This is a genomic window from Citrobacter sp. Cb041 (assembly GCF_030336655.1).
GTDB classification, from domain to species: Bacteria; Pseudomonadota; Gammaproteobacteria; order Enterobacterales; family Enterobacteriaceae; genus Citrobacter; species Citrobacter braakii.
Map to the genome: position 1 here is coordinate 414,130 of NZ_JAOWDD010000040.1, position 12,621 is coordinate 426,750.

Annotated in this window: 13 protein-coding genes; 11 read left to right on the top strand and 2 right to left on the bottom strand. The window is 55.7% G+C overall.

Annotation, left to right across the window (positions count from 1 at the left end):
• Nucleotides 1-32: 32 nt before the first annotated feature.
• The 8 genes from OGV52_RS17415 to ureG all read left to right on the top strand — a co-directional run bounded on the left by OGV52_RS17415 (nucleotide 33) and on the right by ureG (nucleotide 6,549).
• On the top strand, nucleotides 33-1,496 hold the full coding sequence (locus OGV52_RS17415) for an anion permease (RefSeq protein ID WP_141875664.1): 1,464 nt from the start codon (nucleotides 33-35) through the stop codon (nucleotides 1,494-1,496).
• A 123-nt stretch (nucleotides 1,497-1,619) separates the two neighbouring features.
• Nucleotides 1,620-2,444, top strand: coding sequence for an urease accessory protein UreD (locus OGV52_RS17420; RefSeq protein WP_200108289.1), 825 nt, complete (start codon nucleotides 1,620-1,622; stop codon nucleotides 2,442-2,444).
• Nucleotides 2,445-2,454: 10 nt separating this feature from the next.
• Complete coding sequence (locus OGV52_RS17425; protein WP_016154542.1) at nucleotides 2,455-2,757, top strand: urease subunit gamma; 303 nt, start codon at nucleotides 2,455-2,457, stop codon at nucleotides 2,755-2,757.
• 9 nt (nucleotides 2,758-2,766) lie between these two features.
• Entirely contained in the window at nucleotides 2,767-3,087 is a 321-nt protein-coding gene (locus tag OGV52_RS17430; RefSeq protein WP_200052138.1) for an urease subunit beta, read from the top strand.
• Nucleotides 3,080-4,783 (top strand): urease subunit alpha, encoded by a 1,704-nt coding sequence (gene ureC / locus OGV52_RS17435; protein WP_287108885.1) that lies wholly within the window; start codon nucleotides 3,080-3,082, stop codon nucleotides 4,781-4,783. The genes OGV52_RS17430 and ureC overlap by 8 nt, the downstream gene beginning before the upstream one ends.
• 9 nt (nucleotides 4,784-4,792) lie before the next feature.
• Nucleotides 4,793-5,251 (top strand): urease accessory protein UreE, encoded by a 459-nt coding sequence (ureE, locus tag OGV52_RS17440; RefSeq protein WP_049283286.1) that lies wholly within the window; start codon nucleotides 4,793-4,795, stop codon nucleotides 5,249-5,251.
• A complete protein-coding gene (locus OGV52_RS17445) occupies nucleotides 5,251-5,922 on the top strand; it encodes an urease accessory protein UreF (RefSeq protein ID WP_016154546.1) in 672 nt (223 codons plus the stop codon). Before ureE ends, OGV52_RS17445 begins: the two co-directional genes overlap by 1 nt.
• A gap of 9 nt (nucleotides 5,923-5,931) precedes the next feature.
• The gene (gene ureG / locus OGV52_RS17450; RefSeq protein WP_016154547.1) at nucleotides 5,932-6,549 is read left to right on the top strand and encodes an urease accessory protein UreG; all 618 of its coding nucleotides are present in this window, start codon (nucleotides 5,932-5,934) and stop codon (nucleotides 6,547-6,549) included.
• Nucleotides 6,550-6,597: 48 nt separating this feature from the next.
• Here the strand turns inward: ureG and tsaD are convergent, their stop codons facing one another.
• A complete protein-coding gene (tsaD, locus tag OGV52_RS17455) occupies nucleotides 6,598-7,611 on the bottom strand; it encodes a tRNA (adenosine(37)-N6)-threonylcarbamoyltransferase complex transferase subunit TsaD (protein WP_003024694.1) in 1,014 nt (337 codons plus the stop codon).
• A gap of 235 nt (nucleotides 7,612-7,846) precedes the next feature.
• Between tsaD and rpsU the strand changes: the two genes are divergently transcribed.
• The 3 genes from rpsU (at nucleotide 7,847) to rpoD (ending at nucleotide 12,057) form a co-directional block, all read left to right on the top strand.
• Nucleotides 7,847-8,062 (top strand): 30S ribosomal protein S21, encoded by a 216-nt coding sequence (rpsU, locus tag OGV52_RS17460; RefSeq protein ID WP_001144069.1) that lies wholly within the window; start codon nucleotides 7,847-7,849, stop codon nucleotides 8,060-8,062.
• A 240-nt stretch (nucleotides 8,063-8,302) separates the two neighbouring features.
• Nucleotides 8,303-10,048 (top strand): DNA primase, encoded by a 1,746-nt coding sequence (dnaG, locus tag OGV52_RS17465; protein ID WP_019077713.1) that lies wholly within the window; start codon nucleotides 8,303-8,305, stop codon nucleotides 10,046-10,048.
• Between the two features lie 164 nt (nucleotides 10,049-10,212).
• A complete protein-coding gene (gene rpoD / locus OGV52_RS17470; RefSeq protein WP_016154549.1) occupies nucleotides 10,213-12,057 on the top strand; it encodes an RNA polymerase sigma factor RpoD in 1,845 nt (614 codons plus the stop codon).
• A gap of 45 nt (nucleotides 12,058-12,102) precedes the next feature.
• Here the strand turns inward: rpoD and mug are convergent, their stop codons facing one another.
• Nucleotides 12,103-12,609, bottom strand: a complete 507-nt coding sequence (gene mug, locus OGV52_RS17475; RefSeq protein WP_131380122.1) for a G/U mismatch-specific DNA glycosylase — start codon at nucleotides 12,607-12,609, stop codon at nucleotides 12,103-12,105.
• Nucleotides 12,610-12,621: the final 12 nt, after the last annotated feature.

The window sequence follows — 12,621 nt, forward strand, 5'->3', positions numbered from 1 at the left end:
CTACGCCTCTCCCCTTTCGTAGGGATACAACAATGGCACCTTTAGCTGGTTGGTGGCGATACCTGGCTCCGCTGGTGGTCATCGCCATTATTGCTGTACTGCCCGTCCCCAACGGCCTTGAGAGCCACACCTGGCTCTATTTTGCCGTTTTTACCGGTGTGATTGTGGGGCTTATTCTGGAACCTGTACCGGGCGCGGTGGTAGCGATGATTGGCATTTCGATCATCGCCGTCCTTTCACCGTGGCTGCTGTTCAGCCCGGAGCAACTCGCGCAGGACGGTTTTAAATTTACCGCCAAATCGCTGTCATGGGCGGTATCAGGTTTTTCAAACTCGGTAATCTGGCTTATCTTCGCGGCCTTTATGTTTGGTACCGGCTATGAGAAAACCGGGCTCGGTCGGCGTATCGCGCTGATGCTGGTGAAAAAGATGGGGCACCGGACGCTGTTTCTCGGCTATGCGGTGATGTTCTCTGAACTTATCCTCGCTCCCGTCACGCCGTCCAACTCCGCGCGCGGGGCCGGAATAATCTACCCGATTATCCGCAACCTGCCGCCGTTGTATAACTCGCAGCCCAATAGCGCCAGTTCTCGCTCCATTGGCTCGTACATTATGTGGATGGGCATTGTCGCCGACTGCGTCACCAGCGCCATTTTCTTAACGGCGATGGCGCCGAACCTGCTGTTAATCGGCCTGATGAAAGGCGCGTCCCACACGGCGCTGAGCTGGGGAGACTGGTTCTTAGGCATGCTGCCGCTGAGTATTTTACTGGTGCTGATTGTGCCCTGGCTGGCGTACGTGTTGTATCCACCGGTACTGAAATCCGGCGATCAGGTTCCGCGCTGGGCGGATACAGAGCTAAAAGCAATGGGACCGCTCTGCGCACGCGAGAAAAAGATGTTGGTGCTGATGGTCGGCGCACTGGTGCTGTGGATCTTCGGCGGCGATTACATTGACGCTGCGATGGTCGGATACAGCGTAGTGGCGTTGATGCTGGTACTGCGCATCATTAGCTGGGATGACATCGTCAGTAATAAAGCCGCGTGGAACGTCTTTTTCTGGCTGGCCTCGCTGATAACGCTGGCGACCGGGCTCAATAACACCGGTTTTATTACCTGGTTCGGCAAGCTGCTGGCACACGGGTTGAGCGGCTATTCGCCGATGATGGTGATGGTGGCGCTCATTGTGGTGTTCTATCTGCTGCGCTACTTCTTTGCCAGCGCCACGGCGTATACCTCCGCCCTGGCACCGATGATGATTGCCGCCGCGCTGGCGATGCCGGAAATCCCACTTCCGGTCTTCTGCCTGATGGTCGGCGCAGCCATTGGTCTCGGCAGCATTCTGACCCCGTATGCCACCGGTCCTAGCCCTATCTACTACGGCAGCGGCTATTTGCCGACGGTAGATTACTGGCGACTCGGTGCTATTTTTGGCCTGATTTTCCTTGTGCTGCTGGTGATTACCGGTCTGGTCTGGATGCCCCTCGTTTTACTGTAAAACCCCATTGGGGCGGCATATTGTCGCCCCTTCATCCATAAGCTTCTCATATGATCGATTTCCCGATGTGCTGAGGCATACTTTTTTGTATGCAAACACCCTCATGCTGATAAGGGAAACGCTCTGGACACGGTTGCGCACGAGACACTCACACGGGGCTGGCAGGCCGAACTGGATCTGCATTTCATCCGCACTGGGCACAACACGGTGCTCGCCTCGGCGCGTCATCATGGTCCATTGACGGTTCAGCGTCCGTTTTACCCGGAAGAGGACGTCTGCCACCTCTATTTGCTTCATCCACCCGCGGGGATCGTCGGCGGGGATGAACTACACATTGCCGTAACTCTCAACGAAAACAGCCATGCGTTAATCACCCAGCCCGGCGCGGGAAAGTTTTATCGCAGCGGTGGGCCGCAGGCGTTGCTGCGCCAACATTTCACGCTCGCGCCGCACGCCACGCTGGAGTGGCTCCCCCAGGATACGATCCTCTTTCCTGGCGCCAACGCCACTATCCAGTCCGTCTTTCACATCGCGTCAGAGAGTCGACTGCTGGCCTGGGATCTGCTGTGTCTCGGGCGACCGGTTATGCAGGAGTCCTTCAGCCACGGCTCGCTGCAAAACCGTCTGGAAGTATGGCGAAATGGGCAGCCGCTGCTGATAGAGCGCTTGCAGTTGCAGAAGGGGGAGCTGAGCGGCGTCGCGCACCATCCCTGGGTCGGCACGTTGCTGTGTTATCCGGCCACTGAAAACATGCTGGAAGGCACGCGCGAGCGGCTGACACCGCTTGGCGATTACGCCGGGGCAACGCTTAACGACTCACTGCTGACGATCCGCTTTCTTGCCGACGACAACCTGATTGTTCAGCGCGTTATGCGTGACATTTGGCAATTTCTGCGCCCGCTTTTGACACACAAACCGCCCGTACTGCCGCGAATCTGGCAAACCTAAGAGACCCCGTATGGAACTGACCCCCAGAGAAAAAGACAAGCTGTTGCTGTTTACCGCCGCGCTGGTGGCAGAACGTCGCCTGGCCCGCGGGCTGAAGCTGAACTATCCGGAATCGGTGGCGCTAATTAGCGCTTTCATCATGGAAGGGGCACGCGATGGTCAAACCGTGGCCTCGCTGATGGAAGACGGGCGTCACGTCCTGCGCCGCGATCAGGTGATGGAAGGCGTTCCGGAGATGATCCCAGATATTCAGGTTGAAGCGACGTTTCCGGACGGATCAAAGCTGGTCACCGTCCACAACCCGATCGTTTAAGGAGCGGCAATGATCCCTGGTGAATATCAGATAGCCAAAGGCAATATCGCGCTCAATCAGGGGCGGGAAACCTGTACGATCGTGGTGGAAAACCATGGCGACAGACCCATCCAGGTGGGATCGCATTATCACTTTTCCGAGGTGAACCCGGCGCTGCGCTTTGACAGGCGGGCTGCACGCGGCTTTCGTCTAAACATTCCTGCGGGCACGGCGGTACGTTTTGAGCCGGGACAAAAACGCGAAGTCGAACTGGTGCACGTCGCTGGCGCACAAAGGATCGTGGGTTTTCGCAGCGAAGTGATGGGCGCGCTGGAGGCAAATGATGAGTGAAATTTCACGGCAGGCGTACGCCGACATGTTTGGCCCAACCACCGGCGATAAGGTACGCCTGGCGGATACCGAGCTGTGGATTGAGGTGGAAAAAGACTTCACCACCTACGGCGAAGAGGTCAAATTCGGCGGCGGGAAAGTGATCCGCGACGGCATGGGTCAGGGACAAATGCGCGCGCAAGCGTGTGTGGATCTGGTGATAACCAACGCGCTGATCGTCGATCACTGGGGGATCGTGAAAGCGGATATCGGCATCAAGGACGCCAGGATCTTCGCCATCGGCAAAGCGGGTAATCCTGATATTCAGCCCGACGTCACGATCCCGATAGGCGTGGGAACTGAAGTCATCGCCGGGGAAGGCAAGATCGTCACCGCGGGCGGCGTGGATACGCATATTCACTGGATCTGTCCACAGCAGGCACAGGAGGCGCTGGTTTCCGGCGTAACGACGATGATCGGCGGCGGCACCGGCCCGGCAGCAGGAACTAACGCCACCACCTGCACGCCGGGTCCGTGGTACATCGCGCGCATGCTGCAGGCGGCAGACGCCTTGCCGGTTAACATCGGTTTGCTGGGTAAAGGCAACGGCTCAAGCCCTGACGCCCTGCGCGAGCAAATCACCGCGGGCGCCATTGGCCTGAAAATCCATGAAGATTGGGGCGCTACGCCAGCCGCCATCAACTGTTCCCTGGAAGTAGCAGAGGAGATGGATATCCAGGTGGCGCTGCACAGCGATACGCTCAATGAATCCGGTTTCGTTGAAGATACGCTGGCGGCGATTGGCGATCGCACCATTCATACCTTCCACACCGAAGGCGCGGGCGGCGGCCATGCGCCAGATATCATCACCGCCTGCGCGCATCCGAATATTCTGCCCTCCTCCACTAACCCGACGCTGCCCTATACCGTCAACACCATCGACGAGCATCTCGACATGCTGATGGTTTGCCACCACCTCGATCCGGATATCGCCGAAGACGTGGCCTTTGCCGAATCACGCATTCGCTGGGAAACGATCGCTGCCGAAGATGTGCTGCATGACATTGGCGCGTTTTCCCTGACCTCGTCCGATTCACAGGCGATGGGGCGCGTGGGCGAAGTGATCCTGCGCACCTGGCAGGTGGCGCACCGCATGAAGGTTCAGCGTGGTCCGCTGGCAGAAGAAACAGGCGACAACGACAACCAGCGCGTTAAACGCTACGTCGCCAAATACACCATCAACCCGGCGCTAACCCACGGCATCGCCCACGAAGTTGGCTCCGTTGAGCCTGGCAAACTGGCCGATCTGGTGCTGTGGTCCCCAGCCTTTTTTGGCGTAAAACCAGCGACGATCGTAAAGGGCGGGATGATCGCCTGTGCGCCGATGGGCGATATCAACGCCTCGATCCCCACCCCGCAGCCGGTGCATTACCGCATGATGTTCGGCGCACTTGGCGCGGCGCGGCATCGTACTCGGCTGACCTTTATTTCGCAGGCCGCTAACGCGCAAAACATCCCGCAGCAGCTCAATTTGCAAAGCGCCATCGCCGTCGTCAAAGGCTGTCGGACGGTGAAAAAGGCCGACATGATCCACAACGGCCTGCAACCCAATATTACCGTCGATGCTCAGACTTATGAGGTGCGCATTGATGGCGAACTAATCACCAGCGAACCGGCAGACGTTTTGCCGATGGCGCAACGCTATTTCCTGTTTTGAGGAGTGACGATGATCTACCTGACCCTACGCCTTGACCACGCCCACCGCGTCACCGCAAGCGTCACGCTACCCATTGATATGCGAGTAAAAAGCCGTGCCAGAGTGACGCTGAACGACGGTCGCGAAGCCGGGCTAATGCTTCCGCGCGGTTTGCTGTTACGCAGTGGTGATCTGCTGACCACCGAAGATGGCAGCGAGGTGATCGAAGTGATCGCCGCGCCGGAGTCAGTTTCCGTGGTGCGCTGCGCCGATCCTTTCCTGCTCGCCAAAGCCTGTTATCACCTCGGCAATCGCCACGTTCCGCTGCAAATTCTGCCGGATGAGTTGCGCTACCATCACGATCATGTGCTGGACGCCATGTTGCGCCAGTTCAGCCTGGAGGTGACGTTTGCTCAACTACCGTTTGAACCGGAAGCAGGCGCTTATGCCAGTGAATCACACGGGCATCATCACGCCCATGCGCACTGATGCATAACATCCAACAGCTGCGTCTGATGCAGCTCGCCAGCAGCGCTCTCCCGGTGGGGTCGTTTACCTGGTCCCAGGGTCTGGAGTGGGCGGTTGAAATCGGCTGGGTGAAAAGCGCCGATGACTTCTCTGACTGGCAAATCCAGCAGATGGAGCAGAACTTCTTTACCGTCGACCTACCGCTACTGGCGAGACTGTATCGCGCCTGCGAGCAGGACGATCTCGCTGCAGCACGCCGCTGGAGCGCTTACCTGTTGGCCTGTCGGGAAACCCGCGAACTACGGGATGAAGAACGCAGTCGGGGCGCGGCGTTTACTCGGCTGGTCACCGACTGGGAAGCAGATTGCTCGCGGGAGTGGCGCGCGCTCTTTGTCGACAGCCAACTCTGCGGTATGGCCTGGCTGGGCGTGCGCTGGAAAATCCCCCTGACGGAGCTGGCATTAAGCCTCGGCTACAGCTGGATTGAGAGCGCAGTGATGGCTGGCGTCAAACTGGTTCCATTTGGGCAGCAGGCGGCCCAGCGTTTGATCATTGCGCTCTGCAATCGGTATGCGCAAGGTCTGGCACAGGCGCTGGCGTGTCCTGACGCCAGCCTCGGCTCCGCAACCCCGTTGGCGGCCATCGCATCTGCCCGGCATGAAACCCAATATTCCCGATTATTCCGCTCCTGAGGAGAAAAAATGAGTAACAACAAGCATCCCCTGCGCGTGGGCGTTGGCGGCCCGGTTGGCTCCGGCAAAACGGCGCTGCTGGAAGCGTTATGCAAATCCATGCGCAGCAGCTATCAACTGGCGGTGGTAACCAACGATATCTATACCAAAGAAGATCAGCGCATTCTCACCGAAGCAGGCGCACTGGAGCCAGACAGGATCGTCGGCGTGGAAACCGGCGGTTGCCCGCACACCGCTATCCGTGAAGATGCGTCGATGAATCTGGCCGCCGTTGAGGCGCTGAGCGAGAAATTCGGCAATCTGGATCTGATTTTTGTGGAAAGCGGCGGCGATAACCTGAGCGCCACCTTCAGCCCGGAATTAGCGGATCTGACAATCTATGTGATCGACGTTGCCGAAGGTGAGAAGATCCCGCGTAAGGGTGGCCCGGGGATCACCAAATCTGATTTTCTGGTGATCAATAAAACCGATCTGGCCCCTTACGTGGGCGCCTCGCTGGAGGTGATGGAGCGCGATACCCTACGCATGCGCGGCGAGCGTCCGTGGACGTTTAGTAATTTAAAATCCGGAGAGGGTCTGGAAAAAATTATCGCGTTTCTGGAAGAGAAAGGGATGCTGCGGGAGTAGAGTATTGCCCGGTGGCGCTACGCTTACCGGGCCTACAATATTATGTGCTTATGCCGCCGGTAATTCCGCCAGCGGCCAGCGAGGACGCACGGTCACGCCAAGATCCGCCGTTGCACCCGCTTTAAAACGCACCATGCCCGCGTAGGCGATCATCGCCCCGTTATCGGTGCAAAATTCCGGACGCGCGTAAAACACTTCGCCACGACGCTTTTGCATCATCTCGGCCAGTTTTGCACGCAGCGTACGGTTAGCGCTCACGCCCCCCGCCATCACCAGACGTTTAAAACCGGTTTGATCCAGCGCGCGTTTACACTTGATCATCAGCGTATCAACCACAGCATCTTCAAACGCACGGGCGATATCTGCACGCGTCTGATCGTCATTTTCGTTATTACGAATGGTATTCGCGGCGAAAGTTTTCAGGCCGGAGAAGCTGAAATCCAGACCCGGACGGTCGGTCATCGGGCGCGGGAAGACAAAGCGTTTTTCAACGCCTTGCGATGCAAGCTTTGACAGCATTGGGCCGCCAGGATAATCCAGCCCCAGCAGCTTGGCCGTTTTATCGAACGCTTCACCAGCAGCATCATCTATCGATTCACCCAGCAATTCATACTGCCCAATACCGGTGACGCTGATCAGTTGCGTGTGACCGCCGGAAACCAGCAGCGCAACGAACGGGAAAGCAGGGGGATTATCTTCCAGCATCGGCGCCAGCAGATGCCCTTCCATATGGTGTACAGGAATTGCCGGTACGCCCCAGGCGAACGCCAGCGAACGTCCTACGGTTGCGCCGACCAGCAGCGCGCCAACCAGACCAGGACCTGCGGTATACGCCACCGCATCAATCTCTTTTGCCGTCAGTCCCGCTTCTTTCAGCGCGGCCTGGATCAGCGGTACGGTTTTACGTACGTGATCGCGCGAGGCCAGTTCTGGCACTACGCCGCCGTAGTCAGCGTGTAATTTCACCTGACTATACAATTGGTTGGCTAAAAGACCTTTTTCATCGTCGTAAATGGCGATGCCGGTTTCATCGCAGGATGTTTCAATACCCAGTACACGCATGACTTGTTTTACCTCGCTCTATTACCGCGCAGTGTAGGACCAATGCGGGTTGATGTAAAACTTTGTTCGCCCCAGGAGTTCCGCTCGTGTATACTCCTTATCCTTATAAAAGTCCCTTTCAAAATCGCGTCGGTGCTTTACAAAGCAGCAGCAATTGCAGTAAAATTCCGCACCATTTTGAAATAAGCTGGCGTTGATGCCAGCGGCAAACCGAATTTATAAAGGTGAGAGTTACATGCCGGTAATTAAAGTACGTGAAAACGAGCCGTTCGACGTAGCACTGCGTCGCTTCAAGCGTTCATGCGAAAAAGCAGGTGTTCTGGCGGAAGTTCGTCGTCGTGAGTTCTATGAAAAACCGACTACTGAACGTAAGCGCGCTAAAGCTTCTGCTGTGAAACGTCACGCGAAGAAACTGGCTCGCGAAAACGCACGCCGTACTCGTCTGTACTAATCCATTGAGAGCCAAGGCTCTCAATTCAGACAGAGTTGTAGTTGTAAGGCCGTGCTTCCGGAAGGAATGCGCGGCTTGTTTTCGTTTATACGCGTCATCATTCAAGCTGCCTCTGCGTTGGCTGCAGTCGTTCCCTCCAGTCACGTACTGATGTACGCTCCTGAGGATTCGCTCCCTTGCCGTCTTGAAGCATCTTGAATGATTTTGTGTATATAAGTCATAAAAAAATAAACGGGGCATATGGCTGGACGAATTCCACGCGTATTTATAAATGACCTGCTGGCAAGAACCGACATTGTCGATCTCATCGACGCGCGGGTAAAGCTGAAGAAGCAGGGCAAAAATTATCACGCGTGCTGTCCGTTCCATAACGAAAAAACCCCCTCTTTCACCGTAAACGGTGAGAAACAGTTTTATCACTGCTTTGGGTGTGGCGCACATGGCAACGCCGTCGACTTTCTCATGAACTACGACAAGCTCGAGTTTGTGGAAACCGTCGAAGAACTGGCCGCAATGCACAACCTTGAAGTGCCCTATGAAGCAGGCAGTGGCCCTAGTCAGATAGAGCGCCATCAACGGCAAAGCCTTTATCAATTGATGGACGGCCTGAACACTTTTTATCAACAGTCTTTGATGCAACCCGCCGCTACCCCCGCGCGCCAGTACCTGGAAAAGCGAGGATTAAGTAGCGACGTTATCACCCGTTTTGCTATTGGTTTTGCGCCCCCCGGCTGGGACAACGTCCTGAAACGGTTTGGCGGCAATGCTGAGAATCGTAAATCGCTGGTCGATGCGGGAATGTTGGTCACCAACGATCAGGGACGCAGTTACGATCGCTTCCGCGAACGGGTGATGTTCCCCATCCGCGACAAACGTGGTCGAGTCATTGGTTTTGGTGGACGCGTGCTGGGCGATGCCCTGCCGAAGTATCTCAACTCCCCGGAAACCGATATTTTCCATAAAGGTCGCCAGCTGTATGGCCTTTATGAAGCCCAGCAGGATAACGCCGATCCGCAGCGCCTGTTAGTGGTAGAAGGCTATATGGATGTGGTGGCGCTGGCGCAATACGGCATTAACTACGCTGTGGCATCCCTTGGGACGTCAACCACCGCCGATCACATCCAGTTGTTGTTCCGCGCGACGAACAACGTAATTTGCTGTTACGACGGTGACCGTGCCGGACGCGACGCAGCATGGCGCGCGCTGGAAACCGCACTGCCCTATATGACAGACGGACGCCAGCTACGCTTTATGTTTTTACCTGACGGCGAAGACCCCGATACGCTGGTGCGTAAAGAAGGGAAGGAGGCCTTTGAAGCCCGGATGGAGCAGGCGCTGCCGCTCTCCGCGTTTTTATTTAACAGCCTGATGCCACAGGTGGATTTGAGTACCCCGGACGGACGCGCACAGCTCAGCACGCTGGCATTACCGCTGATTACTCAGGTACCAGGCGAAACGTTGCGCATTTATCTGCGACAGGAGTTGGGAAACAAGCTCGGCATTCTGGATGACAGTCAGCTTGAACGTTTAATGCCAAAACTGGCAGAAAATGGGGCTTCCCGCCCTGTTCCACAGCTAAAACGTACGACCATGCGTATACTTATAGGGTTGCTGGTACAGAACCCGGGTCTCGCCCCGCTGGTTCCGCCGTTAGGCGCACTGGATAGCAATAAGCTGCCTGGACTTGGCTTATTCAGAGAACTGGTCAACACTTGTCTGGCTCAGCCAGGTCTGACCACCGGACAACTTTTAGAACACTATCGTGGCACAAATGATGCTGCGACCCTTGAAAAACTGTCGATGTGGGACGATATAGCAGATAAAGATATCGCAGAAAAAACCTTCACCGACTCACTCAACCATATGTTTGATTCGATGCTTGAGCTGCGCCAGGAAGAGTTGATAGCTCGTGAGCGCACACACGGTTTAAGCAGCGAAGAACGCCGGGAACTCTGGACGCTGAACCAGGAACTGGCCAAGAAATAACAGAAAGACAAAAGTATTTAACGGCTTAACTGCCGAATATCGCTCGGGAAGCCCCCGACAGCCGCACGGAGAGGCAGCGGCAAAATATAAGTATGCCCTCGTTTTGCCGTTGGCGGTTTTACCGCCCAACACCAATCAAACGAATTAAGTGTGGATACCGTCTTATGGAGCAAAACCCGCAGTCACAGCTGAAGCTACTTGTCCAACGTGGTAAGGAGCAAGGCTATCTGACCTATGCCGAGGTCAATGACCATCTGCCGGAAGATATCGTCGATTCAGATCAAATCGAAGACATCATCCAAATGATCAATGACATGGGTATTCAGGTGATGGAAGAAGCACCTGATGCCGATGATCTGCTGCTTGCTGAAACCTCCAACAGCACCGATGAAGACGCGGAAGAAGCGGCTGCCCAGGTTCTGTCCAGCGTTGAGTCCGAAATCGGTCGTACAACTGACCCGGTCCGCATGTACATGCGTGAAATGGGTACCGTTGAACTGTTAACCCGTGAAGGCGAAATCGACATCGCTAAACGCATCGAAGACGGGATTAACCAGGTTCAATGCTCCGTTGCCGAATACCCGGAAGCCATCACCTACCTGCTTGAGCAATACGATCGTGTAGAAGCTGAAGAAGCGCGTCTTTCCGATCTGATCACCGGCTTTGTCGATCCGAACGCGGAAGAAGACATGGCGCCAACGGCGACACACGTCGGTTCTGAGCTCTCTCAGGAAGAGATGGATGACGATGCAGACGAAGATGAAGAAGATGACGACGACAGCAGCGATGACGACAACAGCATCGACCCTGAATTAGCGCGTGAAAAATTCGGTGAACTGCGTACTCAGTACGAAATCACTCGCGACACCATCAAAGCGAAAGGCCGCAGCCATGCTGCCGCGCAGGAAGAAATTCAGAAGCTGTCTGAAGTGTTCAAACAGTTCCGCCTGGTGCCGAAGCAGTTCGACTACCTGGTAAACAGCATGCGCGTCATGATGGACCGCGTGCGTACTCAGGAACGTCTGATCATGAAGCTCTGCGTTGAGCAGTGCAAAATGCCGAAGAAAAACTTCATCACCCTGTTCACTGGCAACGAAACCAGCGAAACCTGGTTCAACGCGGCAATCGCGATGAACAAACCGTGGTCTGAAAAACTGCACGACGTGGCAGATGACGTTCACCGCGGACTGCAGAAACTGCAGCAGATTGAAGAAGAAACCGGCCTGACCATCGAGCAGGTTAAAGACATCAACCGTCGCATGTCCATCGGTGAAGCGAAAGCCCGCCGTGCGAAAAAAGAGATGGTTGAAGCGAACTTACGTCTGGTTATCTCTATCGCCAAGAAATACACCAACCGTGGTCTGCAGTTCCTGGATTTGATTCAGGAAGGTAACATCGGTCTGATGAAAGCGGTTGATAAGTTTGAATACCGTCGTGGTTACAAGTTCTCTACCTATGCAACCTGGTGGATCCGTCAGGCGATCACCCGCTCGATCGCGGATCAGGCACGTACCATCCGTATCCCGGTACATATGATTGAGACCATCAACAAGCTCAACCGTATCTCCCGTCAGATGCTGCAAGAGATGGGCCGCGAGCCGACGCCAGAAGAGCTGGCTGAACGCATGCTGATGCCGGAAGACAAGATCCGTAAAGTGCTGAAGATCGCTAAAGAGCCTATCTCCATGGAAACGCCGATCGGCGACGATGAAGATTCGCATCTGGGTGATTTCATCGAGGATACCACCCTCGAGCTGCCGCTGGATTCTGCTACCACCGAGAGCCTGCGTGCCGCAACGCACGACGTTCTGGCTGGCCTGACCGCCCGTGAAGCGAAAGTTCTGCGTATGCGTTTCGGTATCGATATGAATACCGACCACACGCTGGAAGAAGTCGGTAAACAGTTCGACGTTACCCGCGAACGTATCCGTCAGATCGAAGCGAAAGCGCTGCGTAAACTGCGCCACCCGAGCCGCTCTGAAGTGCTGCGTAGCTTCCTCGACGATTAATCTCGCCGCATAAGCATAAACGCCACCGCAAGGTGGCGTTTTTCTTTATAGTCCCCGCCTGGCCAGGGCGTCATTCACTTCCCGATACGCCTCCACCAGTTTATCCAGAGTAATCCGACTTAACCCGCTGGGATTCGGCAAAACCCATATTTGCGTCGCGCCAATAGTCAGCGTTTGTTTTCCCCACTGCGCCCCACGCTGGCTGAGGCCCTGCTCAAATGCCTGCTTCCCAAGGATTGCGAGTGCGGCAGGCTGATACTCCTCTATTTTCTCCATGAGCTTACGGCCGCCGTTGCGCATCTCCTGTAGCTTCACTTCATTGGCTTGCACCGTCGGTCTGTCGACAAATTTAGTCACCCCGCAACGGAAGTCCAGCAAGTGTTGTGCCTCTTCGGGTTTGAGCTGGCGATCGGTAAATCCCGCCTGATGGATGACCTTCCAGAAGCGATTAGCGGGATGTGCAAAGGGGAATCCTGTACCTGCGGAAGACAACCCCGGATTGATGCCGCAAAACACCACCCGCAGCCCCGGCGCCAGTATGTCCTTAACCATAATTACTCCCAT